Source organism: Parafannyhessea umbonata, assembly GCF_900105025.1.
GTDB classification, from domain to species: Bacteria; Actinomycetota; Coriobacteriia; order Coriobacteriales; family Atopobiaceae; genus Parafannyhessea; species Parafannyhessea umbonata.
Window position 1 is genome coordinate 2,234,738 of sequence record NZ_LT629759.1, and the last position, 25,861, is coordinate 2,260,598.

19 protein-coding genes and 4 rRNA genes are annotated in these 25,861 nt (G+C 64.0%); all 23 read left to right on the forward strand.

The features are described from left to right. Nucleotides 1-212 precede the first annotated feature (212 nt). The 23 genes from prfA (at nt 213) to BLT96_RS10130 (ending at nt 25,801) form a co-directional block, all read left to right on the forward strand. The gene (gene prfA / locus BLT96_RS10020; protein WP_090863960.1) at nt 213-1,277 is read left to right on the forward strand and encodes a peptide chain release factor 1; all 1,065 of its coding nucleotides are present in this window, start codon (nt 213-215) and stop codon (nt 1,275-1,277) included. Between the two features lie 213 nt (nt 1,278-1,490). Next, nucleotides 1,491-3,068: a peptide chain release factor N(5)-glutamine methyltransferase gene (gene prmC / locus BLT96_RS10940; RefSeq protein ID WP_090863962.1), complete on the forward strand. Its 1,578-nt coding sequence runs from the start codon at nt 1,491-1,493 to the stop codon at nt 3,066-3,068. 104 nt (nt 3,069-3,172) lie between these two features. Next, nucleotides 3,173-3,634 carry a ribose 5-phosphate isomerase B gene (rpiB, locus tag BLT96_RS10030; protein WP_090846005.1) on the forward strand — a complete coding sequence of 154 codons (462 nt, stop codon included), beginning with the start codon at nt 3,173-3,175 and terminating at the stop codon, nt 3,632-3,634. A 149-nt stretch (nt 3,635-3,783) separates the two neighbouring features. Next, on the forward strand, nt 3,784-5,046 hold the full coding sequence (gene glyA / locus BLT96_RS10035; RefSeq protein WP_090863964.1) for a serine hydroxymethyltransferase: 1,263 nt from the start codon (nt 3,784-3,786) through the stop codon (nt 5,044-5,046). A gap of 109 nt (nt 5,047-5,155) precedes the next feature. Then, entirely contained in the window at nt 5,156-5,797 is a 642-nt protein-coding gene (gene upp / locus BLT96_RS10040) for a uracil phosphoribosyltransferase (protein WP_090846001.1), read from the forward strand. A 397-nt stretch (nt 5,798-6,194) separates the two neighbouring features. Then, nucleotides 6,195-6,512 carry a hypothetical protein gene (locus BLT96_RS10045; RefSeq protein ID WP_090846000.1) on the forward strand — a complete coding sequence of 106 codons (318 nt, stop codon included), beginning with the start codon at nt 6,195-6,197 and terminating at the stop codon, nt 6,510-6,512. After that, a complete protein-coding gene (atpB, locus tag BLT96_RS10050; protein WP_090863968.1) occupies nt 6,512-7,309 on the forward strand; it encodes a F0F1 ATP synthase subunit A in 798 nt (265 codons plus the stop codon). The genes BLT96_RS10045 and atpB overlap by 1 nt, the downstream gene beginning before the upstream one ends. 90 nt (nt 7,310-7,399) lie before the next feature. Next, nucleotides 7,400-7,591, forward strand: coding sequence for an ATP synthase F0 subunit C (locus tag BLT96_RS10055; RefSeq protein WP_090845997.1), 192 nt, complete (start codon nt 7,400-7,402; stop codon nt 7,589-7,591). 39 nt (nt 7,592-7,630) lie between these two features. Continuing rightward, a complete protein-coding gene (atpF, locus tag BLT96_RS10060) occupies nt 7,631-8,239 on the forward strand; it encodes a F0F1 ATP synthase subunit B (RefSeq protein WP_090845995.1) in 609 nt (202 codons plus the stop codon). Then, entirely contained in the window at nt 8,229-8,708 is a 480-nt protein-coding gene (locus BLT96_RS10065; RefSeq protein ID WP_090863970.1) for a F0F1 ATP synthase subunit delta, read from the forward strand. Before atpF ends, BLT96_RS10065 begins: the two co-directional genes overlap by 11 nt. Then, nucleotides 8,698-10,356: a F0F1 ATP synthase subunit alpha gene (gene atpA / locus BLT96_RS10070; RefSeq protein WP_090863973.1), complete on the forward strand. Its 1,659-nt coding sequence runs from the start codon at nt 8,698-8,700 to the stop codon at nt 10,354-10,356. Before BLT96_RS10065 ends, atpA begins: the two co-directional genes overlap by 11 nt. Nucleotides 10,357-10,359: 3 nt before the next feature. Beyond that, nucleotides 10,360-11,274, forward strand: a complete 915-nt coding sequence (atpG, locus tag BLT96_RS10075; RefSeq protein ID WP_090863975.1) for an ATP synthase F1 subunit gamma — start codon at nt 10,360-10,362, stop codon at nt 11,272-11,274. Next, nucleotides 11,274-12,758, forward strand: coding sequence for a F0F1 ATP synthase subunit beta (gene atpD, locus BLT96_RS10080; RefSeq protein ID WP_172825008.1), 1,485 nt, complete (start codon nt 11,274-11,276; stop codon nt 12,756-12,758). The genes atpG and atpD overlap by 1 nt, the downstream gene beginning before the upstream one ends. A gap of 8 nt (nt 12,759-12,766) precedes the next feature. Then, entirely contained in the window at nt 12,767-13,186 is a 420-nt protein-coding gene (gene atpC, locus BLT96_RS10085) for an ATP synthase F1 subunit epsilon (protein ID WP_090863977.1), read from the forward strand. A gap of 22 nt (nt 13,187-13,208) precedes the next feature. Continuing rightward, nucleotides 13,209-14,501 (forward strand): UDP-N-acetylglucosamine 1-carboxyvinyltransferase, encoded by a 1,293-nt coding sequence (gene murA, locus BLT96_RS10090; protein ID WP_090863979.1) that lies wholly within the window; start codon nt 13,209-13,211, stop codon nt 14,499-14,501. A 215-nt stretch (nt 14,502-14,716) separates the two neighbouring features. Next, a complete protein-coding gene (locus tag BLT96_RS10095; protein WP_090863981.1) occupies nt 14,717-15,136 on the forward strand; it encodes a metal-dependent transcriptional regulator in 420 nt (139 codons plus the stop codon). After that, on the forward strand, nt 15,136-16,137 hold the full coding sequence (locus BLT96_RS10100) for a homocysteine S-methyltransferase family protein (protein ID WP_090863983.1): 1,002 nt from the start codon (nt 15,136-15,138) through the stop codon (nt 16,135-16,137). Before BLT96_RS10095 ends, BLT96_RS10100 begins: the two co-directional genes overlap by 1 nt. Nucleotides 16,138-16,339: 202 nt before the next feature. Continuing rightward, a complete protein-coding gene (locus tag BLT96_RS10105) occupies nt 16,340-17,245 on the forward strand; it encodes a UTP--glucose-1-phosphate uridylyltransferase (protein WP_090845981.1) in 906 nt (301 codons plus the stop codon). An 11-nt stretch (nt 17,246-17,256) separates the two neighbouring features. After that, on the forward strand, nt 17,257-18,666 hold the full coding sequence (locus BLT96_RS10110) for a phosphohexomutase domain-containing protein (RefSeq protein ID WP_090863985.1): 1,410 nt from the start codon (nt 17,257-17,259) through the stop codon (nt 18,664-18,666). A gap of 381 nt (nt 18,667-19,047) precedes the next feature. Then, nucleotides 19,048-20,562 (forward strand): 16S ribosomal RNA (locus BLT96_RS10115). A 243-nt stretch (nt 20,563-20,805) separates the two neighbouring features. After that, nucleotides 20,806-23,740 (forward strand): 23S ribosomal RNA (locus tag BLT96_RS10120). A 113-nt stretch (nt 23,741-23,853) separates the two neighbouring features. Next, nucleotides 23,854-23,969, forward strand: a 5S ribosomal RNA gene (rrf, locus tag BLT96_RS10125). A gap of 317 nt (nt 23,970-24,286) precedes the next feature. Then, nucleotides 24,287-25,801, forward strand: a 16S ribosomal RNA gene (locus BLT96_RS10130). Together the 16S, 23S and 5S rRNA genes form the textbook arrangement of a ribosomal RNA operon. Nucleotides 25,802-25,861: the final 60 nt, after the last annotated feature.

Sequence of the window (25,861 nt, forward strand, 5' to 3'; positions counted from 1 at the left end):
TCCTGCGGCGGGCGCGCGGCGCCGGCCTCGCACGGTGGTGGCAGGGCGCCCGCCCGCACCGGAGCGTGGGGTCCGTGCGGGCGTGCATCGTGGACGGGCTGTGCACCGCCGACCTGCGTGAATACAAAACGCGCCGTGGTGGTATCCTCAAAAGGCTGAACACTTCCGCCGCGCCACCGCGCACGCGCCGCGGCATCCTGAAGGAGAGGGAAATGAGAGACAAGCTAGAGAGGCTCATCGCGGCGTACGCGGAGCTCGAAAAGAAGATGATGGACCCCTCCGTCGTGAGCGACCCCAAGGAGTACGCACGCGTCGCGAAGGAGCACGCGAACCAGGCGGAGCTCGTGGCGAAGGCGAAGGAGTACCTGCAGGCGCTTGACGACATCGAGGCCGCGAAGGAGATGCTGCGCGAGGCCGATGCCGACGAGAAGGAGATGCTGCAGGAGGACATCTCTGCCAATGAGGAGAAGATCCCCGGCCTGGAGGAGGAGATCAAGTACCTGCTGATCCCGGCCGATCCCAACGACGACAAGAACACCATCGTCGAGATCCGCGCCGGCGTCGGCGGCGACGAGGCCGCGATCTTCGCGGGCGACCTGTACAACATGTACGAGCGCTTCGCCGCAGGCCGCGGCTGGAAGATCGAGGTGCTGAGCTCGAGCCCCGGCGAGGCCGGCGGCTTCAAGACCATCGAGTTCAAGGTCACGGGCGAGAAGGTCTACTCCGTCATGAAGTTCGAGAGCGGCGTGCACCGCGTGCAGCGCATTCCGAAGACCGAGAGCCAGGGCCGCATCCAGACCTCGACCGCGACCGTGGCGGTGCTGCCCGAGGCCGAGGACATCGACATCGAGATCAAGGACGAAGACCTGCGCGTCGACACCTACTGCGCGTCCGGCCCCGGCGGCCAGGGCGTGAACACCACGTACTCCGCCGTGCGCATCACCCACCTGCCCACGAACACCGTGGTGCAGTCGCAGGACCAGCGCTCCCAGATCCAGAACCGCGCCGTGTGCATGGAGATGCTCCGCGCGCGCCTGTACCAGATGGAGCTCGAGCGCCAGCAGGCCGAGCAGGGCGCGGAGCGCATGAGCCAGATCGGCCACGGCAACCGCTCCGAGAAGATCCGTACGTACAACCAGCCGCAGGACCGCGTGACGGACCACCGCATCGGCTTCAACAGCACGTACACGGGCGTGCTGCAGGGCGACAAGCTGTCCGAGGTGATCGAGGCGCTGGCGGCGGCCGAGCGTGCCGAGAAGCTCGCGCAGTCGGTGTGACGTTCTTCTCGCCAGCCTTGCGTTTGCCTTTGGGCCGCGGCTAGGCCGCACGGGCGTTTTTGCGGGGCTTGCACCTGCCTTTACGCCGTTCACACAATGCGCATGCGAGCGCGGGTCCGCGTCGGGCGGGCCCGCGCTTTGCCGTAGAATGGCGCGGTACAAGACGGATTGCCGCGGGGGCCGGGCCCGCGCGGCGCGATTGCGAGGGTGCCGATGGCGGAGCAGGAGACCTGGACCATACAACGCATGCTGGACTGGACCATTGGCTACTTGGGCCGCAAGGGCGACGAGCGCCCGCGCCTGTCCGCGGAGTGGATGCTGGGCTCGGTCACGGGGCTCTCGCGCGTGCAGATATACACGAGCTTCGACCGGCCGCTCACGCCGGACGAGCTGCGCCGCATGCACGACGCCGTCGTGCGCCGCGGCACCGGCGCCCCGCTGCAGTACATCACCGGCGAGATGCCGTTTCGCCACATCGTGCTGCAATGCGAGGAGGGCGTGCTCATACCGCGGCCCGAGACCGAGGTCCTGGTGGACGCCGCGCTCGAGGGCGTGGACGCGGCGCGTGCCTGCGGGCGAGAAGCGCGCGTGCTCGAGGTGGGAACCGGCACGGGATGCATCGCGTGCTCCATCGCGAGCGAGCGGCGCGGCACGCACGTGGTGGCGACGGACGTCTCGCCGAAGGCGGCGGCGCTCGCGGAGCGCAACCGCGACGCGCTGGGGCTGGACGGTGCCGTCGACGTAGTGCGCTGCGACCTGGCCGACGGGGTGGACCCCGCATACATGGGCGCGCTCGACGTGCTGGTGTCGAACCCGCCGTACATTCCCTCCGCCGTGGTGCCCACGCTGCCCGCGGAGGTGGAGGCGCACGAGCCGCACCTGGCGCTGGACGGCGGCCCGGACGGGCTGGACGTGTTTAGGCGACTGCTCGAGCTTGCGCCCACGGCGCTGCGCCCCGGCGGCATGCTGTGCGTGGAGCTGTTCGAGACGAACGTGGGCGACGCGGCCGAGCTCTGCCGCCAGCAGGGCGGCTGGGCCTCGGTCGAGGTGCGGCAGGACCTCACGCACCGGCCACGCGTGCTGGTGGCCGTGCGCGAGGGCGACCTTGCCTCCACGGTGGACGCCCGGACGGAGCGCGCGCTCGAGCTGCGCGAGAAGGTGGTCAGGGTGGACCAGGCCGCACCGGACGCCGCGGCCGTCAGGCGCGGGGGCAACGTCCTTCTCGCCGGGGGCGTGGTCGTGGTCCCCACGGACTCCGTGTACGGCATCGGCTGCGCGGCGACGCCACACAACCCCGGCCATGTGCGCACGTTTGCCATAAAGCACCGCGACCTTGCGCAGACGCTGCCGTGGCTCGTGGCGGACGCGGAGGACCTGGACCGCTTTGGGCGCGACGTGCCGGCGTGGGCGTACCGCCTGGCCGAGCGCTGGTGGCCGGGCGCCCTCACGCTGGTGGTGAAGGCGAGCGCCGCCGTCCCCGCGGAGTACGTGCGCTCACAGGACGGCACGATCGCGCTGCGCCTGCCGGATTCCAACCTCGTGCGCGCGCTCGCGCGCCACGTTGGCTGCCCGCTTGCCATCACGAGCGCGAACACGCACGGAGAGGCCGCGGCCACCAGCGGGTCCGGCCTGGAGGAGCGCATCGTGCGCGAGGCGGACCTCACGTTCGACGCGGGTCCGGCACCCATCGCCGTCGCGTCCACCATCGTGGGCTGCACGGGGGAGGATCCCGTCGTGTACCGCGAGGGGGCCATTCCCGCGGCGGACATCATGGAGTGCGCCCGCGGCTAGGCGCCGCCTGCGGGCTGTGACAATCCGCCCGGCTCGCACCACCCCCGCGCCGCCATGCGCTATCGTGGTGGTTACAGAGAACGCCCATACCAGAAGGAGCATGCATGAAGATCGCAATCGCATCCGACCACGCCGGTTTCTGCCAGAAGCCCGCGATGGTCGAGTACCTCAAGAGCCTTGGCCACGAGGTGATCGACTTTGGCCCGCAGAGCGCGGACCGCGTAGACTATCCGGACTTCGCGGACAAGGTGGCCCGCTCAGTCGCGGCCGGCAAGGCGGAGCGCGGCGTGCTCATCTGCGGCACCGGCATCGGCATGGCGCTCACGGCGGACAAGGTGGCCGGCGTCCGCGCCGCCGTCATCCAGTCGCCGCTGTTCGCGCACCTCTTCCGCGAGCACAACGACGGCAACGTCGTGTGCATGTCCGGCCGCTTCACGCCGTTCGACGTCAACAAGGCCATCGTGGACGAGTTCCTCACGACCGAGTTTGGCGGCGGCCGCCACGCTGGCCGCGTCCAGAAGATCATGCGCGAGGACGACCCAGGCTTCGGCGGCGTGGAGTGCTAGGGCACCGGCAAGGTTAAATCTGCGTGGAGGGCGATCGACTGCGGCCGGTCGCCCAACTCTTACGGGCGTATACAGTTCTTGGGCGCCACGCTCGCGGCGCCCGCACCGGCAGGCAGTCGGATGGCAACAAGACGTGGAGGTAACCCAGCATGTACCTTGAGCACCTGAGGCAGGAAGACCCCGAGGTCGCGGCCTGCGTGGACGACGAGCTCCAGCGCCAGCGCGACTCCATCGAGCTCATCGCGTCCGAGAACTTCGTCTCGACCGCCGTGATGGAGGCCGTCGGCTCGCCGCTCACCAACAAGTATGCCGAGGGCCTTCCCGGCAAGCGCTACTACGGTGGCTGCTGGGCGGTCGACAAGGTCGAGAACCTGGCCATCGAGCGCGTGAAGCGCCTGTTTGGCAGCGAGTTCGCCAACGTGCAGCCGCACTCCGGCGCGCAGGCCAACTACGCGGCCGAGTCCGTGTTCGCCAAGCCCGGCGACACCATCATGGGCATGGACCTCTCCAACGGCGGCCACCTCACCCACGGCTCCAAGGCAAACTACTCCGGCAGGCTGCACGAGGTCGTCTCGTACGGGCTCGACCCCAAGACGGAGCGCATCGACTACGACGACGTCGCCGCGAAGGCCGAGAAGTGCCACCCCACGCTGATCATAGCGGGTGCCAGCGCCTATCCCCGCATTATCGACTTCGAGCGCTTCGCCCAGATCGCGCATGATAACGGCGCGGCGCTCATGGTCGACATGGCGCACATCGCGGGCCTCGTCGCGACGGGCGCGCACCCCAGCCCCGTCCCGTACGCGGACGTCGTCACGTCCACCACGCACAAGACCCTGCGTGGCACGCGTGGCGGCATCATCCTGTGGAACAACTCTGACTACACCAAGCGCCTGAACTCCGCGGTCTTCCCCGGCTCGCAGGGCGGTCCCCTCGAGCATGTCATCGCCGGCAAGGCCGTTGCGTTCGGCGAGGCTCTCAAGCCGGAGTTCGCCACCTACATCGAAAACGTCTGCAAGAACGCGAAGGCGCTCGGCCGCGGCATGCAGTCCAAGGGACTGCGCCTCGTGACGGGCGGCACGGACAACCACCTGCTGCTCGTGGACCTCACACCCGCGAAGGACATCACCGGCCGCGACGCGGAGCAGGCGCTCGAGCGCGTCGGCATCACCGTCAACAAGAACACCATCCCCGGCGAGCAGCGCTCCCCGTTCGTCACGAGCGGCATCCGCGTGGGTTCGGCCGCCATCACGACGCGCGGCTTCTCGGAGGAGGAGTGCGAGAGGGTCGGCCAGCTCATCGGCAAGACCGTGTTCGCGCTCCAGAACGACGAGGGCTTCAAGATTGACGACGTCAAGGCCGAGGTCGCCCAGATGCTCGCGCGCCACCCGCTCTATCCGGAGCTCGCGTAGCGCCGATGCGCGTGGCAGATGCGCTACCATGCTCTTGTGTCATATAGCAATCGGCCGGCCTGCGGGCAGGGCCAGGGCGCTGCGGCGCCCCAGTTGGGAGGACTCACGCATGGAGTTTGACGAGAAGCGCTTCCAGATCATCGACCACCCCCTCGTTCAGCACAAGCTGCACATCCTGAGGGACAAGAACACCTCCACGAAGGACTTCCGCGAGCTCGTGACCGAGCTTGCCGTCTTCGAGGGCTACGAGGCCATGCGTGACCTCCCGCTCGAGGACGTCGAGGTCGAGACCCCGCTCGAGAAGACCACGTGCAAGCAGATCGCCGGCAAGAAGATCGCGATCATCCCCATCCTGCGTGCCGGCCTCGGCATGGTCGACGGCATCCTGACCCTCGTGCCTTCCGCGCGCGTCGGTCACGTCGGCATGTACCGCGACCCGCAGACGCACGAGCCGCACCAGTACTACTGCAAGTTCCCGCCCGCGATCGAGGACCGCACCTGCCTCATCGTCGATCCGATGCTCGCGACCGGCGGCTCGCTCACCGCGGCCATCAAGTTCCTGCGCGACGCCGGCGTGAAGGACATCCGCTGCCTCACGCTCGTCTCCGCCCCGGAGGGCGTCAAGGCCGTCCTGGACTTCGATCCGGACGTTCGCCTGTACACCTGCGCGCTCGACCGTCAGCTGAACGAGAACGCCTACATCCTGCCGGGTCTCGGCGACGCCGGCGACCGCATCTACGGCACGAAGTAGCCTGGCGCCACCAGACGGCCGGCGCCGGCAGGTGGCCGGCCGTCTCGGCACGACACGAAACGCGGGCGAGAAGAGCCATGCGCCAGAGGAGCGCGCGTTCTTCTCGCCTGGTGCTTTTTCCCTGCTTGGGACGTGTTGCCGCCGCGTGCCCGACGGCCGTGTGGCGCACATACACCTAACGTGGGGGCAGAGTAAAGTGTAGGTTTCGTAGCTTTTTTTGACTATGGTTCAAAAATTACCCTGCTCGTAAAAATGTGCGCTCAACTGCGCAAATGCTCATTTGGTCGCATCTCGCGCATTTTGGGGCCCAGCCGTTTCAATGCGGGGATTGTGGACTTTGCCCCAAATCGAACCTAAACTACAGGACGCTGACCCTATCCGGCGTATCGAGGTGTGCATGGACCAGACGCTCGCAATCGCATTGGGTGCCGCCTGCGGAATAGTTGGCGCTATTCCCTCCGGCGTCCTGTTTGAGCGGGCCCTCAAACGGGGTACAAGGGATAGCGTTAGTGTTGAGGCGGGGCTTGCCAGCACCATGGCCTCGTTTCTGTTTCTGTCGGCGGCGATTTACGTGGCGCATCTACTAATGGGGGACTACGCCCTCTCGTTCGGGTGCTCCGCAGTGGTGGTGTTCCTCGGTTTCTGGGGAATCGAGTCAGTAAAGGGCTGGAAGGCCGCGCAAGGACCTGCCTCGCCTGGAGGGAAGGACGAATAGTGAACCCGCTAGCAAGTTTGTCCAAAGAGATGGAAGAGCTCGTCAGTAGCTTCATGTCCGAGGCCATCGTTGGCAACACGACCGTTGGGCTCACGCAGTACATCTTCTTCATGCTCGTCGCGATTGCGATCCTGCTGGTCGTCGTCTTCTCGTTCAAGAAGAAGCAGTCCGCGAGCCTGGTGCCGCAGGGCTTCTTCGTGAACGGCATGGAGTACCTGGTCGAGTTCGCCCGTGACGACCTCTGTGTGAGCCTTTTGGGCGACAAGTGGAAGAAGCACTTCCCCTTCATCGCGGCGGTGTTCTTCTTCATCCTGTTCAACAACATCGTCGGCATCATCCCCGGCTGCCACCCCGGCACCGGCACGATGGGAGTCACGGCGGCGCTCGCGCTCTGCTCCTTCGTGTACTACGTCGCGGTGGGCATCAAGCGCATGGGCGTGCTCGGCTATCTCAAGAGCATGGCGCCCGCGGGCCTGCCGGGCCCCATGGCCGCGATGGTCTGGGTCATCGAGCTCTTCTCCAACCTGCTCCGCCCGATCACGCTTGCCATCCGTCTGTTCTGCAACATGTTCGCCGGACACGTTGTCATGGGCACGTTCGCCATCCTGGCGTCCCTGTTCGTCGAGCCGCTGCTGCAGGGCTTCTCTGCGGTCGCGCTTGGCCAGGCGACCGTCTCCGTGTTCTGGATCTTGCTGCTGATCATCATCTATCTGGTCGAGATTCTGGTTGCCGTCATTCAGGCGTACGTCTTTGCCCTGCTGTCGGCTGTGTACATCCAGCTCGTCGAGAACGAGTAGCGCCACTTGGTTACTCGCGGGCCCCACGCCCGCTGGTATACGTAGGTCAAGAAATCGCCCGGAAGTTGGGCGAATGACAAAGGAGGAATCGTGGGAGTCATCGGTTATGGTCTCGGCGTTATTGGTGCTGGCTTTGGCATCGGTCTCGCGGCATTCGGAGCAACTACGGCCATGGCGCGTCAGCCCGAGGTCCAGGGCCGTCTGTTCACGGTCTTTATTCTTGCGTCCGCTTTCGTCGAGGCACTCGCCCTCATCGGCTTCGTCGTCACCCTCATTTCGTAACTATCGAGAAGGACGAGCAGAGCTGAGTTGGAGGCACGTATGAACATCAACATCAAGGGGCTTTCGCGCATCGTGGGGGCATCAGCCACCACCGTCGCTGCCTCTGTGTTCGCGCCTACGCTCGCGCTTGCCGACATGCCGAGTGGTCCCGACCTTCTTCTCCCCAAGCCCGCGGAGTTCATCCCGGCGCTCATCGCGTTTCTCGTCATCTGGTTTGTGCTGGCCAAGCTCGCTTGGCCTTCCATCCTCGGGATGATGGAGAAGCGCCAGAAGAAGATTCAGGACGACCTGGATTCGGCGGCCGAGTCCAAGGCGAAGGCGGCCGAGGAGGCCAAGAGCTACGAGCAGGCGATTCGCGACGCCCACAAGGAGGCCGACAAGATCGTCGCCCAGGCCAAGCGCGAGGCTGAGGAGGAGCGCTCCCAGATTCTGGCAAAGGCGCAGCGTGAGGCTTCGGACATCATCACGAAGTCGCACGGCGCGGTCGAGTCCGAGCGCAAGAAGGCCATGATCGAGCTCTCGAGCTCCGTCGTCGACCTTTCCGTCGAGATCGCGAGCAAGGTCATCGGCAACGAGCTAAGCGAGGAGCAGCAGCGCAAGCTTGCTGAGAAGTACCTTGCGGAAGTGAGTGTCCCAGATGAGCGCTAGGCGCAGCGAAGACGAGAAGGTAGAGGCGTACTCCAGGGCCCTCATCGAGGCCGGCCGTGCCTCCGGGCGCGCGAACGTCGACCTCGTGCAGTGGGAGCATGCACGCAAGTTCTCCCCCGAGGTCCTCGAGACCCTGAGCGCGATGCGAGACGCGGATGACCTTGACCTTATTCCCAAGGTCGCCCGTCAGTACAAGCAGATCCTGGACTCGGAGGACAAGACGGTGTCCGTCACCGTCACCACGTCCGTGCCCATGGACGACGACCTCCGCGAGAAGGTTCGCGCAAAGGCCGAGAAGGACCTCAAGGCTCCCGTATATCTCGTCGAGCGCGTCGACCCTAACATCCTCGGCGGCATTGTGCTGGAGGCGCGCGGTCACCGCTATGACGCGTCCGTCAAGGCGCAGCTGACGAACATCAGGAAGACGCTCGCCTCGACCTTCGTCGGAAGTGATGAGCATGACAGATAAGATAAGCTCTACGGAGATCATGGGGGCGCTGCGAAGCAGGCTGTCCAAGATTTCCGAAACCATAGACCAGCAGGAGGCCTCCGTCGTCACGGAGGTGGGCGACGGCATCGCCCACATCTCTGGGCTGAGGACCGCAATGGCCGGCGAGCTGCTCGAGTTCACGAGCTCCGCCAATGGCAGGAGCGTGTACGGCCTCGCGCAGAACCTAGACCAGGATGAGGTTGGCGCCGTTCTGTTCGGCGACGTCGACTCCATCAAGGAGGGTGACGAGTGCCGCACCACCGGGCGCGTCATGGACATCCCCGTCGGGCACGCCATGCTCGGCCGTGTCGTGAACCCGCTCGGCCAGCCCATCGACGGCCTCGGCGCGATCGATACGACCCACCGCCGCCCCATCGAGTTCAAGGCCCCCGGCATCATGGCGCGCCAACCGGTGTGCGAGCCGGTGCAGACCGGTCTCATGGCCATTGACGCCATGGTTCCCATCGGCCGTGGCCAGCGCGAGCTGATCATCGGCGACCGCAAGACCGGCAAGACGGCAATCGCCATCGACACGATCGTGAACCAGAAGGACACGGACGTCATCTGCATTTACGTCGCCATTGGCCAGAAGGCTTCCACGGTTGCCGGCATCAAGGAGACGCTCGCGCGCCGCGGCGTTCTGCAGAAGACGATCATCGTGGCGGCCACGGCAGCCGACTCTGCACCAATGCAGTACATCGCCCCCATGGCTGGTGCCGCAATCGGCGAGTACTTCATGTACAACGATGCCAACGGCAACCCCGCGGACGAGAACCACCCTGGTGGTCACGTGCTCGTGGTGTACGACGACCTCTCCAAGCAGGCTGTCGCATATCGTCAGATGTCGCTTACGCTGCATCGTCCGCCTGGACGCGAGGCCTACCCTGGCGACATCTTCTACCTGCACTCTCGTCTGCTCGAGCGTGCCTGTAAGCTTTCCGACAAGAACGGCGGCGGATCGCTCACGGCACTGCCGATCATCGAGACGCAGGAGGGCGACGTTTCCGCCTACATTCCGACGAACGTCATCTCGATTACCGATGGTCAGATCTACCTGCAGTCAAACCTGTTCTTCCAGGGACAGCGCCCCGCAGTCGACGTCGGCATCTCCGTGTCGCGAGTCGGCGGAGCCGCTCAGCTGAAGTCCATGAAGCAGGTCGCCGGCACGCTGCGTCTCGACCTCGCGAGCTATCGCGAAAAGCAGGCGTTCGCCCAGTTCGGCTCCGACCTCGACGCGACGACGCAGTACCAGCTGAACCATGGCGCGCACATGATGGAGCTGCTGAAGCAGAAGCGCTATGCGGCCCTGGACGTGTCCGACCAGGTCATCGCGATCTTTGCCGCCAAGGAGGACTTCCTCGACGACATCGACCTCGAGAACGTCACGCTCTTCCGTGACCAGCTGGCAAAGTACATGCAAGAGCGTCACCCGAAGCTCCGCGAGGAGATTCGTGACCACAAGATTGACGACGGTATGTCCGAGCGCCTGAAGACTCACATCCAGCACTTCAAGGAGGAGTTCCTCAAGGCCCACCCGAACAAGGCGGCCGAGGCCGACGTTGCAAAGACTGCCGAGGACAACGAGTCCGCGGTGGCAGACACCGAGAAAGAGACGGGCCAGGAGTAGTAGATGGCCAACCTTCGCGAAATACAACGGCGCATGAGCTCAATCAGCAGCACCATGCAGATTACGCGCACGATGGAGATGATCTCCACGGCACGCATTCAGCATGCGCTCGCTCGGGCGGAGGAGGCGTCCCCCTACAAGGACGCCATCACCAACATGCTCGCCAACGTCGCGTCTGCAGGTAGGAATTCCACCGAGCCCCTGCTGAGGAAACACGACGATGAGAAGCACGTGCTCTTTATCGTCGTCGCCTCGGACCGTGGGCTCGCCGGTGGCTTCAACGTACTGCAGCAGCGCGCGGTCGATCACCAGATGCGCTCTCTTGCCCAGCGTGGCATCAAGAGCTCCGTCATCACCTGCGGGCGCAAGCCTACCGAGTACTTCACGTATCGAAAGATCAAGCCGGTCCTGTCCTTCGTGGGCGTGTCCTCCGAGCCCACGATGGACGAGGCCGACCGTATCTCGTCGTACGTCATCGACGGGTACGTGAGGGGTGAGATCGACAGGGTCGTCCTTCTCTATTGGCACGCGAAGAACCGCGTCGATCAGACGCAGGTGACCGAGCAGCTCCTCCCCATTGAGCGGGAGAGCCTCATGATGCCGAACAAGCCCCGCAAGCCAGAGGCGCTCTACGAGGTCAAGCATAAGATCGACCCCGTGTACCGCTTTGAGCCGTCTGCGGAGGAAGTGCTTGGATACCTGATGCCGGCCTACTTCAGGACGGTCATCTACCACGCGCTCCTTGACTCCGCTGCGGCAGAGCACGGCGCGAGGCGTAGGGCGATGCAGTCGGCGACCGACAACGCCAAGGAAGTGCTGGGTTCCCTGAGTCGCACGTACAACAGAGAGCGTCAGGGCGCCATCACCACCGAGCTCAACGAAATCATCGGCGGTGCCGCCGCATTGGAGGAAAGCTAATGTCAGAAACCGCACAGCAGGAGCGCACTCCTCTGGAGGAAGCGGCCTACAAGCAAATGAACAAGACGGTGGGAACTGGATATATCACCCGTATCGTCGGACCTGTCGTCGACGTGAAGTTCGAGGACGCTGTCCCGGCCATCTACACGGCGCTCACCGTTGACGGCGAGACACCCGTCGGCAAGGTCAGCACCGTGCTCGAGGTCGAGTCGCAGCTGGCCGGCGGTGTCGTAAGGACCGTCGCCATGTCCTCCACGGACGGCCTTCAGCGAGGCCTGCGCGTCAAGGACACCGGTCACCCCATGCTCATGCCCGTCGGTCCCTCGACCCTCGGTCGCGTGTGGAACGTCATGGGCGAGCCGGTCGACGGCGGCGAGGTACCGGATGACGTCCAGTACTACCCGATTCACCACCCGGCGCCGGCGTTCGACGAGCTGACCACCCAGACCGAAATCTTCGAGACGGGCATCAAGGCCATCGACCTTCTTGAGCCGTACGTCCGTGGCGGCAAGACCGGCCTCTTCGGAGGAGCGGGCGTCGGCAAGACGGTCCTCATCCAGGAGCTCATCAACAACCTGGCCCAGGAGCACGGCGGAACCTCCGTGTTCACGGGCGTAGGCGAGCGTACCCGCGAGGGTACCGACCTGTTCCTCGAGATGACCGAGTCTGGCGTCATCAACAAGACCTGCCTTGTCTACGGACAGATGAACGAGCCGCCTGGAGCGCGTATGCGCGTGGCCCTGTCCGGCCTCACGACGGCCGAGTACTTCCGCGACCAAGGCCAGGACGTTCTTCTCTTCATCGACAACATCTTCCGCTTCTCGCAGGCGGGCTCCGAGGTTTCCGCACTTCTCGGCCGTATGCCGTCTGCCGTTGGCTACCAGCCGACGCTGGCGACGGAGATGGGCGAGCTGCAGGAGCGCATCACCTCGACGAAGGAAGGCTCCATCACCTCGGTACAGGCCGTCTACGTTCCCGCGGACGACTTGACGGACCCGGCGCCTGCCACGACGTTCACGCACCTGGACGCGACGACGGTTCTGTCTCGTGCCATCACCGAGCTTGGCATTTATCCCGCCGTCGACCCGCTGGCGAGCTCTAGCTCCGCGCTGGACCCGTCCATCGTGGGCGAGGAGCACTACCGCGTGGCAATGGCCGTGCAGGAGACGCTCCAGGAGTACTCGGACCTCCAGGACATCATCGCGATTCTTGGTATGGACGAGCTTTCCGAGGAGCAGCAGCTGACGGTCTCGCGTGCTCGCAAGATCCAGCAGTTCCTCTCGCAGGCGTTCCACGTCGCCGAGAAGTTCACGGGCAACCCCGGCACGTACGTCACCGTCGAGGACACCGTCCGCTCGTTCGCCGAAATCGTCGACGGCAAGTGTGACGATCTTCCCGAGCAGGCGTTCCGCTTCGCGGGAACCATTGACGACGTGCGCGAGCGTGCCGAGAAGATGGCGGCCGAGTCGGCGAGTGCCGAGTAGGGAAGATTATGGCAGAGCTTAACTGTCAGTTCGTACGCCCGGACAGGCTCCTCTTCGAGGGGCCTGTCGCGAGCTGCGTTCTTGTTGCCCAATCGGGCGAGCTCGGCGTGTGGCCGGGCCATGCAGCGGAGATCGTCGCCCTGGGCGACGGCGTCGTGCGCCTGAACCGCCGCGAGGAAGACGGCGGCGGGGTGGACAAGGTCATCGTGTCCGGCGGATATGCCGAGATCAACGGCGACTCCGTCATCGTCTTGGCGACGCATGCGCGCAAGGCAGACGACATCGATCCCGACGTCGTGCGCCAGACGCGCCAGAAGGCGATGGACACGCGAGACCGCTACGACGAGGGCGACAGCAGGCGTGCGTACTACGATAACAAGATCAACTGGTGCAACCTCTTGCTGAAACATGCGGAGGATGAAAAGTAAACACCTGAGGTTCGGAGTCCCCTTGGAAGTCATACAGGTTGAAGGCGGCCACAAGTTTTCTGGCGAGGTCACGGTCGAGGGCGCGAAGAACTCCGCTCTCAAGCTGATGGCTGCGACCATCATGGCGCCTGGCGTCACGACGCTCACGAACGTGCCGAACATCTCCGACGTCCACGTTATGGGCAAGGTGCTGAAGTGCCTTGGCGCCAAGATCGTGGTCAAGGGGGAGCACGAGCTCGAGATCGACACGACGGACGTGGACAAGTGGGAGACGCCGTACCACCTTGTGGCGAAGATGCGCGCCTCCACGGCCGTGATGGGTCCCTTGCTCACTCGGTTTGGCAAGGCCGTCGTAGCCATGCCAGGCGGCTGCAACATCGGTGCGCGCAAGATCGACATGCACATACTGGGGCTCGAGGCCCTGGGTGTGCACTTCGAGATTGACCACGGCAACATCCACGCCTCCACGCCGAACGGAATCACGGGCACGACCGTCACGCTCGACTTCGCGAGCGTCGGTGCGACGGAGAACCTCATGATGGCGTCCGTGTGCGCCGAGGGAACGACCGTCATCGACAATGCGGCGCGCGAGCCCGAGATCGTGGACCTTGCGAACCTGCTGAACGAGATGGGGGCGAAGGTACACGGAGCTGGGTCTCCCGTCATCGAGGTCGAGGGCGTGAAGTCGCTTCACGCGGTTGAGAGCCATCGCGTGGTGGGCGACCGCATCGAGGCGGGCACGTTCATCGCGATGGGCGGACTGTGCGGAGATCCCGTGACGGTGAGGGGCTTCAACCCCAGGCACCTGGGGCTTGTGCTCAAGAAGTACGAGCTCATGGGGCTGGACGTCAAGACGTTCGAGGACGGTTGCACCGTCCGTCGCGCGGGCGCCATCCACGCGACGGACATCCAGACGCTGCCGTTCCCCGGCTTCCCGACGGACATGCAGGCCCAGACGATGGCTCTTCTCGCCCTGAGCGACGGAAGCTGCATCATCACGGAGAACGTGTTCGAGAACCGATTCATGCTCGCGAGCGAGCTGCAGCGAATGGGTGCTGACATCCGCATCGAGGGGCACCACGCCATCGTGCACGGGGTGAAGGGCTTTTCGGGCGCGGAGGTGAAGTCGCCGGACTTGCGTGGCGGCGCCGCGCTGGTGATGGCGGGCCTCGTGGCCGACGGCGTCACCACGGTGAGCGACATTTACCACATTGACCGCGGATACGAGAAGTTCGTGCCGAAGCTACAGGCGCTGGGTGCGAAGGTCGAGCGGCTGGAGCTTCCGGAAGAAGACATAGACGACCCGCTCATGTAGGGTCACTCGCAGATACCTTGCGGGCCTGGGTGCGTTGGTGCGCGCCCAGGCCCTTTTGGTTCCGCGAACGGCCAAGTGGCAACGGCTTGGATTTGCCCGGCGCCCCTACGGGTACATAATGCTCTACAGTTGAGACCGGAATACGCCGCTGGCGAGAAGAACGGGCAGGCTTTATCGAGGAGGGTGACGTGGCAGAAGGCGTGCATGGGGATCCAATGGGCGGAGCCACGAGGAGGGCACCGCACCTCACGAAATCGAGTGAGGACTATATCGAGTCCGTTTATCGAATAATGCAGGAACGCGGCGCGATGGACGGCGTGCGTTCCGTAGATGTTGCGGAACAGCTCGGGGTATCGAAGGCCAGCGTGAACAAGGCAGTTTCGACACTGCGAGATGCGGGATATGTTGAGCAGAACCGGTATGGTCGGATACAGCTTACGGATACGGGCCTGTTTTATGCCAAACGCGTGTGGCGGTGCCATCGCATGTTGCGGCTGTTTTTGGAGCGTGACCTTGGAGTTGACCCGAAGGTTGCAGACGAGGAGGCCTGCCTGATGGAGCACGCGCTTTCCGACGACACGCAGGATCGCTGGCTTGCGTACCTGGAAAAACAGGGAATCGCGGTGGAAGAGTGATGCCGGGCAATGCGGGACGTGCATGGCCGAGCTGCCCCGTGTGGCTGGACCCGGTGGATGCGGAGGACGGCGAGCTCTTGAAGTCCGCGGAGCTCGGCCGCGCGCTCACGGGGCGCCCGGCGAGGCCACTTGTGATTTCGGGCGACATGGGTCCGCTGCTGAGGAGGCAGCCCTTCTCGGACGGCGTGCCCGAGGCGGAGTGGAACATCGACGACGATGCGCTCATGGGTCAGCTGCACGCGCTCTACCGAGCGGCGGGGGCGGAGTGCGCGCTGACGCACACGGCCGGGTGCGCGTCCGTGCAGCTCGAAGGCGACCTGCGCGAGGTTGCGGACCAGGTGAATGAGCAGGCGGTGCGCGAGGCGCGCTCGTGCGGGCCACGCTTTGTGATGGGGCTGGTGGCCCAGCGTGGGACCGCGCTCGATGGCGACGCGCTGGACTCGCTCATGCTGCAGGCCGCCACGCTGAAGGAGGCGGGCGTACATGGCATGATGGCGTGCGCAGACGACCTTGCGTCTGGTTGCGCCCTGGTGCGAGCCGTCAAGAAGGTGTGGGGCGGGCCGCTTGTGGCGACGGTGCCGTTTGCGGCGGCGTCGGATGCGCTGGGCGCGGGGCCGGCGACGCCGGACGGCCGGGCGCCGGATGAGGCGTTCGCCGCGCTTGCGGCGGAGGGAGCCCACGCGGTCGGGGCTGAGCTTCGGACGGGGGACGTCGCGTCCTTCTCGCCAGCGCTTTCGCGTGCCGCGGAGAAGAGCGGGCGATCCCTGGTCGTGCGCCTTGTGCCGGACGCATACGAGCCGCCGGTCGACGTCGCTGGGCTTGCGGGGCTTTCTGCCGGCGTCGTACGCGACGCGGGGGACGTCGCACGCGACCGGGTGGTGGCCGCAGCCGTGAGGAAGCTCGTGGCCGACGGAGTTCGCGCCGTCTGGTGCGGTGGCGACCGGCCGCTCGCGGACACGGCGGCCGTGGTCGCGCAGTTGGACGCGGCTGAGGCTCGGTGACGTCGGCACGGGGCGTGGCCGGAAGGAACATGACGCGCGAACCGCAAACGCAGCCGCCTCCCGAAGGGGAGGGGCTTCGTGGCTCTGCGTTGGCTATTCTGATAGCGGGGAAATGGGAGCGCGGCTCGTCTGGACCTAACGGACGTGCCGCGACCGCGCGCTGGACGGCGCCGCGGTGACTTGAAATCGAAAGGGTATACGCATGAAGGCAGTCATTCCGGCCGCGGGTCTGGGAACCCGCTTCCTGCCGGCAACCAAGGGCACCCCAAAGGAGCTCCTTCCGGTGCTGAGCAAGCCGGTCATACAGTACGTGGTGGAGGAGGCGCTCGAGCCCGAGGGCGTCGACGAGGTCATAATCGTCAACTCGCGCGAGAAGCCGCAGATCGAGTCGTACTTCCGCGTCGACGGCGGATTCGAGGACATGCTGCGCAAGCGCGGCAAGAAGGCCGAGGCGGACCTCGTTCACGAGGCGTCGAGCATGCCGGTCTCGTTCGTATATCAGGACAACCCGCGGGGCCTGGGCCACGCCGTGTACTGCGCTGCCGAGGCGGTTGGCGACGAGCCGTTCTTCGTTCTTCTCGGCGACTACTTCGTGCCTGATCGCCAGATGTGCGTGCGTATGGCGGAGGTCTCGAAGCAGCATGGCAACGCGTCGGTCATCGCAGTTGCGCCCGTGCCTGCGGACCAGGTGAGTCGCTACGGCATCATCGCCGGCGAGTGCGTGGGGTCGCTTGACGGGGCGGACGCGACGGACGAGCAAGAAGGCGCTGTTTGGAAGGTGACGGGCCTCGTCGAGAAGCCAGCGCCCGAGGACGCGCCGTCTCATCTGTTCATCGTGGGCCGCTACCTGCTGTCACCCCGAATCATGGACCTTTTGGCAGACCAAGGCGTCGGCGCTGGTGGAGAGATCCAGCTTACGGATGCGATGGAGCGCCTGCTTGCCGAGGAGGACATGTATGCGCTCGTCGTCGACGTTGACGAGGGGTGCGACACGGGCACGCCCGCGGCATGGGCCGGTGTGAACGCGCGCCTCGCGCTCAAGGACCCTGCGACGCGTGAGGCCTTCCTGGAAGCTTTGGGCAGGTCTGGCTTGTCTCAGGCTGAGTAGAATCCTTGGCGATGCACAACATTCACTTTCTTGCACATGGCTGGCGGGCCCGAAGGGACGCCGGCTTCGACAGGGAGGGTGTCGTCGCGGTCGCAGCCGCCCTCGGCGTGGTGTGGGGCACCATCTGCGAGGGGGCGGCCATTATCGTCGGGTACGACACGCGCTTCGACTCGCCGGAGAACGCTCGCCTCGTTGCGGGGCTGCTTGCCTCGTGTGGGCTCGAGGTGCGCGTGTCGACCTCGGCATGCCCGGCTCCCGTGCTCGGATGGAGCGTCGCACACGATGACTCGTGCGCAGGAGGCGTCTATGTGTCCGGCGGTGATTATTCGAGCGACTACGGTGGCCTCATGGTGTGCGGACCGGATGGTGGCTCGCCGGACAAGGCGTTCGTGCAGGACGTCGACAAGCTCATCGCCACGTGCCCAGACGAGGAGCTTGGGTCGTTTGCGTGGGTCGACCTTGTTGACGGCTACGTGGAAGCGCTGCTGGGCGAAGTCGACGCGAAGGTCATCGCGGACCTCGCTCCTCGCGTTGTGGTCGACTCGATGTACGGGACGGCGCACTTCGTCGTTCCCGCGCTCCTGCGCAGGCTCGGGTGCGACGTGATAGAGATTCGCGCGCGGGACGGAAGCGACTTCGGCGGCATACACCCCGAGCCCGTCGATCCGTGGGTCGATGCGTGCGAGCGGGCCGTGCGGCAGAACGGTGCGGACCTCGGCATCTCGTTTGGCGGAACGTGCAGGCGCCTTGCGCTCGTGGACGCTTCTGGCCGCATGGTGTCCACGCATGCGGTGCCGCCCATGGTGCTGGGGCATCTGGTCGAGAACCGCGGGCGCGACGGACGCGTGGTAAACACGCTCGCGTGTTCTGCACGACTCGGGCGGCAGGCCGAGCGTCTTGGGATCGACTGCACGTCCGTGCCCGTTGGCTTTTCTCGCCTATATGACGAGATGTCCGACGGCGACGTGCTGCTCGCTGCAGAGGAGTACGGAGGCCTTGCGTTTCCCTGGCACCTCGCGGAGCGTGACGCCATCCTCGAGGCACTCTATATACTTGAGCTTGCGGTAACGTCGCGCATGTCGATGAAGCAGCTCGTTGAGCGCACCGCATCTCAAATCGGGCGCATGTCATATGGTCGCGAGGACATCGGTCTCGACATCGCCAAGGTTCAATCCTTCCGAAACATCCTCCCCGGACTCAATCCGCACTCGATGGCCGGCATGACGCCCATCGCCGTCAGCCATGCCGACGGGCTTAAAGTTTCGTTCGAGGACGACTCGTGGGCACTGTTGAGGCCATCGCGCACCCATCCGCTCGTGAGGGCCTACGCAGAGGCCCCCACGCTGGAAGAGAAGGACAACCTCCTTACGGCAGCCGAGAAAATCGTGCGAGACGGGCTGGCCGGCGAGGCGGCGGGATAGTTCCGCCGCGGTGATGACGCGGGGCATGACATACCTGCCGTCCGCCATTGCTGAAGCGCCCTACTTAGCAGCATGTCTTCGCGTCTCGCGCCCGAGTTGTGTGGGAGCCGTGGAGGACGACATTCTGGGCCCCGCGGAGCGCCGGCGCGCGTATAGTTAATTCCCGCGCCGCGACGGGCCACGAACCCGGACGCCGGCGGCGAACCTTGAAAACCGGATACTGCGATCGAAAGATCGACGAAAGACAGCGAATAGAAGAGCGAAGTTCGAATTTTCGAATTCACGTCAATTCAAACCAAGCGAATCCAGATCAGCGGGATCTAGAGTGGGCATCCGACTCATACTTACGGAAACTGCGGCGGGCGAGAGCCCGCCGAGCTCCGAACGGAGAGTTCGATCCTGGCTCAGGATGAACGCTGGCGGCGCGCCTAACACATGCAAGTCGAACGGTTAAAGCACCTTCGGGTGTGTATAAAGTGGCGAACGGCTGAGTAACACGTGGGCAACCTGCCCCTCGCACCGGGATAGCCTCGGGAAACCGTGGTTAATACCGGATACTCCGGGACCCCCGCATGGGGGTGCCGGGAAAGCCCTGACGGCGAGGGATGGGCCCGCGGCCTGTTAGCTTGTTGGCGGGGTAACGGCCCACCAAGGCGATTATGGGTAGCCGGGTTGAGAGACCGACCGGCCAGATTGGGACTGAGACACGGCCCAGACTCCTACGGGAGGCAGCAGTGGGGAATCTTGCACAATGGGCGAAAGCCTGATGCAGCGACGCCGCGTGCGGGACGAAGGCCTTCGGGTTGTAAACCGCTTTCAGCAGGGACGAGGCCGCAAGGTGACGGTACCTGCAGAAGAAGCCCCGGCTAACTACGTGCCAGCAGCCGCGGTAATACGTAGGGGGCGAGCGTTATCCGGATTCATTGGGCGTAAAGCGCGCGTAGGCGGCCTGCTAGGTCGGGACTCAAATCCGGGGGCTCAACCCCCGCCCGGTCCCGATACCGACAGGCTTGAGTCTGGTAGGGGAAGGCGGAATTCCAAGTGTAGCGGTGGAATGCGCAGATATTTGGAAGAACACCGGTGGCGAAGGCGGCCTTCTGGGCCACGACTGACGCTGAGGCGCGAAAGCTAGGGGAGCGAACAGGATTAGATACCCTGGTAGTCCTAGCCGTAAACGATGGACACTAGGTGTGGGGGGATGTGCCCTCCGTGCCGCAGCCAACGCATTAAGTGTCCCGCCTGGGGAGTACGGCCGCAAGGCTAAAACTCAAAGGAATTGACGGGGGCCCGCACAAGCAGCGGAGCATGTGGCTTAATTCGAAGCAACGCGAAGAACCTTACCAGGGCTTGACATTCAGGTGAAGCGGCGGAAACGCCGTGGCCGAGAGGAGCCTGAACAGGTGGTGCATGGCTGTCGTCAGCTCGTGTCGTGAGATGTTGGGTTAAGTCCCGCAACGAGCGCAACCCTCGTCGCATGTTGCCAGCGGTTCGGCCGGGCACCCATGCGAGACCGCCGGCGTCAAGCCGGAGGAAGGTGGGGACGACGTCAAGTCATCATGCCCCTTATGTCCTGGGCTGCACACGTGCTACAATGACCGGCACAATGGGCTGCCACTGCGCGAGCAGGAGCGAATCCCCAAAGCCGGCCCCAGTTCGGATTGGAGGCTGCAACCCGCCTCCATGAAGTCGGAGTTGCTAGTAATCGCGGATCAGCACGCCGCGGTGAATGCGTTCCCGGGCCTTGTACACACCGCCCGTCACACCACCCGAGTCGTCTGCACCCGAAGTCGTCGGCCCAACCCGCAAGGGAGGGAGGCGCCGAAGGTGTGGAGGGTAAGGGGGGTGAAGTCGTAACAAGGTAGCCGTACCGGAAGGTGCGGCTGGATCACCTCCTTTCTAGGGAGACAAGAGTCACCCACAGAAACCGATTATCACAGACGAGACGGTGCCCGTCCGTTCCCGCTGATGCCTTTCGCCGCGCGAGAGCGCGCAGTGTCCGGTCTCGAGGGCTCGCCCTCGCCGTACCTTGAGAGCTGCATAGCGTGACAAAGACGATATTTTTCTTTTTCAAGAAGATCGCATCTGATCGCACCGGCGACCGAGAGGCCGCCGGGGTGTATGTATGTACCGAGCCATCGAGAAGAAGATGGTAAGGGCACACGGTGGATGCCTTGGCACAGGAAGCCGACGAAGGACGTGACAAGCTGCGATAAGCCACGGTTAGGAGCACATATCCGCCTGACCCGTGGATCTCCGAATGGGCGAACCCGGCGGGGGCCATACCCCGCCGCCGCGCGCTGAACACATAGGCGCGCCGGAGGCAACCCGGGGAACTGAAACATCTAAGTACCCGGAGGAAGAGAAATCAAACGAGATTCCCCTAGTAGTGGCGAGCGAACGGGGACCTAGGGCAAACCGCCGGTTGCTTCGGCGCCGGCGGGGTTGTAGGACCACCCACATGGCAGTCACAAACCCCCGCGGAAGCGGAACGGCCTGGGAAGGCCGGCGAGACAGGGTTAGAGCCCCGTACGCGAATCCGAGGGGGCTGCCGGGTGGCACCTGAGTACTGCCGGACACGTGAAACCCGGTGGGAAGCCGGGGGGACCACCCTCCAACCCTAAATACTCTCCTGTGACCGATAGTGGACAAGTACCGTGAGGGAAAGGTGAAAAGCACCCCGGGAGGGGAGTGAAATAGTACCTGAAACCGTGTGCCTACAAGCAGTCGGAGCAGTGCTTGCACTGTGACGGCGTGCCTTTTGTAGAATGAGCCAGCGAGTTACGGCGTGTGGCGAGGTTAAGCTAGCAAGCGAGCCGCAGCGAGAGCGAGTCTGAACAGGGCGCTCAGTCGCACACCGTAGACGCGAAGCCGGGTGAGCTATCCATGGGCAGGCTGAAGCGGGGGTAAGACCCCGTGGAGGGCCGAACCCACCTAGGTTGAAAACTGGGGGGATGACCTGTGGATAGGAGTGAAAGGCCTATCAAACCCGGAGATATCTCGTTCTCCCCGAAATAGCTTTAGGGCTAGCCTCGGACGTTTACCTGCGGAGGTAGAGCACTGAATGGTCGCGGGGGCCTCACCGCCTACCAAGACCAATCAAACTCCGAATGCCGCAGGCCCAGAGTCCGGGAGTCAGAACATGTGGGCTAAGCCGTGTGTTCGAAAGGGAAACAGCCCAGACCGCCCGCTAAGGTCCCCAAATCCGTGCTAAGTGGCAAAGGATGTGCGTTTGCTCAGACAACCAGGATGTTGGCTTAGAAGCAGCCATTCATTCAAAGAGTGCGTAATAGCTCACTGGTCGAGTGGACATGCGCCGACAATATACGGGGCTAAGCACGGTACCGAAGCGGCGGACTGTTTTTAACAGTGGTAGGGGAGCTTTCCGTCTGGGGCGAAGCCGCGGGACGACCCGCGGTGGACCGGCCGGAAGTGAGAATGCTGGCATGAGTAACGAGAGGGGCGTGAAAAACGCCCCCGCCGTAAACCCAAGGTTTCCTGGGCAAGGCTAATCCTCCCAGGGTCAGTCGGGAGCTAAGGCGAGGCCGGAAGGCGTAGCCGATGCACAGCAGGTGGACATTCCTGCACCTCCGACGCGACGCTATCACCGACGGGGCGACGAAGAAGGGTAGCTCAGCGGGGTTCTGGACGTCCCCGTGAGGCCACGTAGGCCGAGAGGTAGTGAAACGCGCCTCTCGCGAAGGCTGAGGTGGCGGACGAAACGATTGAGCGAAGTGAGTGAGCCCATGCTTCCGAGAAAAACCCCTAGGGAGCCGCTAGGAGCCCGTACCGCAAACCGACACAGGTGGGTGGGTAGAACATACCAAGGCGATCGGGAGAACTATGGTTAAGGAACTCGGCAAAACTGCCCCGTAACTTCGGGAGAAGGGGTGCCGGCCTGGGTGGAGGGACTTGCTCCCCGAGCCAGGGTCGGCCGCAGCGAAGAGGTCCAAACGACTGTTTATCAAAAACACAGGACTCTGCTGAAGTCGTAAGACGACGTATAGGGTCTGACGCCTGCCCGGTGCCGGAAGGTCACGAGGAGCTGTCAGCGCGAGCGAAGCAGCGAATCTAAGCCCCGGTAAACGGCGGCCGTAACTATAACGGTCCTAAGGTAGCGAAATTCCTTGTCGGGTAAGTTCCGACCTGCACGAAAGGCGTAACGATTTGGACGCTGTCTCAACCATAGACCCGGTGAAATTGCACTAGTCGTGAAGATGCGACTTACCCGCGGAAGGACGGAAAGACCCCGTGAACCTTTACTGCAGCTAGACATTGGCTGCCGGTCCGTCGTGTAGAGGATAGGTGGGAGACAGTGAACCAGGGACGCCAGTCTCTGGGGAGTCGCCCTTGGAATACCACCCTCGACGTTCTGGCAGCCTAACCCCGCGCCGTGATCCGGGCGGGGGACCGTGTCTGGTGGGTAGTTTGACTGGGGCGGTCGCCTCCTAAAGTGTAACGGAGGCGCACGTAAGGTCTGCTCAGGATGGTCGGCAACCACCCTTTTGAGTGCAAGAGCATAAGCAGGCTTGACTGCGAGACCCACGAGTCGAGCAGATGGGAAACCAGGTTCTAGTGATCCGGCGGCTCAGAGTGGAATGGCCGTCGCTCAACGGATAAAAGGTACTCCGGGGATAACAGGCTGATCTTCCCCAAGAGTCCACATCGACGGGAAGGTTTGGCACCTCGATGTCGGCTCATCGCATCCTGGGGCTGGAGCAGGTCCCAAGGGTATGGCCGTTCGCCATTTAAAGCGGTACGCGAGCTGGGTTCAGAACGTCGTGAGACAGTTCGGTCCCTATCCTCCGTGGGCGTAGGAAAACTGAGGGAGGCTGCCCCTAGTACGAGAGGACCGGGGTGGACGGACCTCCGGTGTACGGGTTGTCAACCTAATGGCACTGCCCGGTAGCTGAGTCCGGTCGGGATAACCGCTGAAAGCATCTAAGCGGGAAGCCCATCCCGAGATGAGTTTTCCTTTCGGTAAGACCCCTCGTAGACGACGAGGTTGATAGGCTGCAGGTGCAAGCGCCGCGAGGCGCTCAGCCGAGCAGTACTAATCGGTCGAGCTCTTCTTCCCACTATACGTGGCTCCGGATCGGAGCGGTCTTCTTGGGAAGTTCGCCTTGTCGCGCTGTGCGGCCCCCAGGGCACGGCGGAGCCGGCCCCGGAACCGAAGAATGCCCCTAGTTGGTCAGCGACCATGGCAGGGGAGGCACACCTGGTCCCATTCCGAACCCAGAAGTTAAGCCCCCGAGCGCCGATGGTACTGCGGAGCGAGTCCGTGGGAGAGCAGGACGTCGCTGACCAACTAGGGGCATTTTCGCGTCTCGCGCCCGAGTTGTGTGGGAGCCGTGGAGGACGACATTCTGGGCCCCGCGGAGCGCCGGCGCGCGTATAGTTAATTCCCGCGCCGCGACGGGCCACGAACCCGGACGCCGGCGGCGAACCTTGAAAACCGGATACTGCGATCGAAAGATCGACGAAAGACAGCGAATAGAAGAGCGAAGTTCGAATTTTCGAATTCACGTCAATTCAAACCAAGCGAATCCAGATCAGCGGGATCTAGAGTGGGCATCCGACTCATACTTACGGAAACTGCGGCGGGCGAGAGCCCGCCGAGCTCCGAACGGAGAGTTCGATCCTGGCTCAGGATGAACGCTGGCGGCGCGCCTAACACATGCAAGTCGAACGGTTAAAGCACCTTCGGGTGTGTATAAAGTGGCGAACGGCTGAGTAACACGTGGGCAACCTGCCCCTCGCACCGGGATAGCCTCGGGAAACCGTGGTTAATACCGGATACTCCGGGACCCCCGCATGGGGGTGCCGGGAAAGCCCTGACGGCGAGGGATGGGCCCGCGGCCTGTTAGCTTGTTGGCGGGGTAACGGCCCACCAAGGCGATTATGGGTAGCCGGGTTGAGAGACCGACCGGCCAGATTGGGACTGAGACACGGCCCAGACTCCTACGGGAGGCAGCAGTGGGGAATCTTGCACAATGGGCGAAAGCCTGATGCAGCGACGCCGCGTGCGGGACGAAGGCCTTCGGGTTGTAAACCGCTTTCAGCAGGGACGAGGCCGCAAGGTGACGGTACCTGCAGAAGAAGCCCCGGCTAACTACGTGCCAGCAGCCGCGGTAATACGTAGGGGGCGAGCGTTATCCGGATTCATTGGGCGTAAAGCGCGCGTAGGCGGCCTGCTAGGTCGGGACTCAAATCCGGGGGCTCAACCCCCGCCCGGTCCCGATACCGACAGGCTTGAGTCTGGTAGGGGAAGGCGGAATTCCAAGTGTAGCGGTGGAATGCGCAGATATTTGGAAGAACACCGGTGGCGAAGGCGGCCTTCTGGGCCACGACTGACGCTGAGGCGCGAAAGCTAGGGGAGCGAACAGGATTAGATACCCTGGTAGTCCTAGCCGTAAACGATGGACACTAGGTGTGGGGGGATGTGCCCTCCGTGCCGCAGCCAACGCATTAAGTGTCCCGCCTGGGGAGTACGGCCGCAAGGCTAAAACTCAAAGGAATTGACGGGGGCCCGCACAAGCAGCGGAGCATGTGGCTTAATTCGAAGCAACGCGAAGAACCTTACCAGGGCTTGACATTCAGGTGAAGCGGCGGAAACGCCGTGGCCGAGAGGAGCCTGAACAGGTGGTGCATGGCTGTCGTCAGCTCGTGTCGTGAGATGTTGGGTTAAGTCCCGCAACGAGCGCAACCCTCGTCGCATGTTGCCAGCGGTTCGGCCGGGCACCCATGCGAGACCGCCGGCGTCAAGCCGGAGGAAGGTGGGGACGACGTCAAGTCATCATGCCCCTTATGTCCTGGGCTGCACACGTGCTACAATGACCGGCACAATGGGCTGCCACTGCGCGAGCAGGAGCGAATCCCCAAAGCCGGCCCCAGTTCGGATTGGAGGCTGCAACCCGCCTCCATGAAGTCGGAGTTGCTAGTAATCGCGGATCAGCACGCCGCGGTGAATGCGTTCCCGGGCCTTGTACACACCGCCCGTCACACCACCCGAGTCGTCTGCACCCGAAGTCGTCGGCCCAACCCGCAAGGGAGGGAGGCGCCGAAGGTGTGGAGGGTAAGGGGGGTGAAGTCGTAACAAGGTAGCCGTACCGGAAGGTGCGGCTGGATCACCTCCTTTCTAGGGAGACAAGAGTCACCCACAGAAACCGATTATCACAGACGAGACGGTGCCCGTCCG

What these genes read in the sequence shown, in the direction of transcription:
- BLT96_RS10045 (WP_090846000.1), top strand. Translation starts at nt 6,195, where the DNA reads ATGGACCAGACGCTCGCAATCGCATTGGGTGCCGCCTGCGGAATAGTT.
- upp (WP_090846001.1), top strand. Translation starts at nt 5,156, where the DNA reads ATGGAGTTTGACGAGAAGCGCTTCCAGATCATCGACCACCCCCTCGTT.
- BLT96_RS10110 (WP_090863985.1), top strand. Translation starts at nt 17,257, where the DNA reads ATGCACAACATTCACTTTCTTGCACATGGCTGGCGGGCCCGAAGGGAC.
- atpD (WP_172825008.1), top strand. Translation starts at nt 11,274, where the DNA reads ATGTCAGAAACCGCACAGCAGGAGCGCACTCCTCTGGAGGAAGCGGCC.
- atpA (WP_090863973.1), top strand. Translation starts at nt 8,698, where the DNA reads ATGACAGATAAGATAAGCTCTACGGAGATCATGGGGGCGCTGCGAAGC.
- BLT96_RS10065 (WP_090863970.1), top strand. Translation starts at nt 8,229, where the DNA reads ATGAGCGCTAGGCGCAGCGAAGACGAGAAGGTAGAGGCGTACTCCAGG.
- atpG (WP_090863975.1), top strand. Translation starts at nt 10,360, where the DNA reads ATGGCCAACCTTCGCGAAATACAACGGCGCATGAGCTCAATCAGCAGC.
- prmC (WP_090863962.1), top strand. Translation starts at nt 1,491, where the DNA reads ATGGCGGAGCAGGAGACCTGGACCATACAACGCATGCTGGACTGGACC.
- prfA (WP_090863960.1), top strand. Translation starts at nt 213, where the DNA reads ATGAGAGACAAGCTAGAGAGGCTCATCGCGGCGTACGCGGAGCTCGAA.
- rpiB (WP_090846005.1), top strand. Translation starts at nt 3,173, where the DNA reads ATGAAGATCGCAATCGCATCCGACCACGCCGGTTTCTGCCAGAAGCCC.
- atpF (WP_090845995.1), top strand. Translation starts at nt 7,631, where the DNA reads ATGAACATCAACATCAAGGGGCTTTCGCGCATCGTGGGGGCATCAGCC.
- BLT96_RS10100 (WP_090863983.1), top strand. Translation starts at nt 15,136, where the DNA reads ATGCCGGGCAATGCGGGACGTGCATGGCCGAGCTGCCCCGTGTGGCTG.
- BLT96_RS10095 (WP_090863981.1), top strand. Translation starts at nt 14,717, where the DNA reads ATGGGCGGAGCCACGAGGAGGGCACCGCACCTCACGAAATCGAGTGAG.
- BLT96_RS10105 (WP_090845981.1), top strand. Translation starts at nt 16,340, where the DNA reads ATGAAGGCAGTCATTCCGGCCGCGGGTCTGGGAACCCGCTTCCTGCCG.
- atpC (WP_090863977.1), top strand. Translation starts at nt 12,767, where the DNA reads ATGGCAGAGCTTAACTGTCAGTTCGTACGCCCGGACAGGCTCCTCTTC.
- glyA (WP_090863964.1), top strand. Translation starts at nt 3,784, where the DNA reads ATGTACCTTGAGCACCTGAGGCAGGAAGACCCCGAGGTCGCGGCCTGC.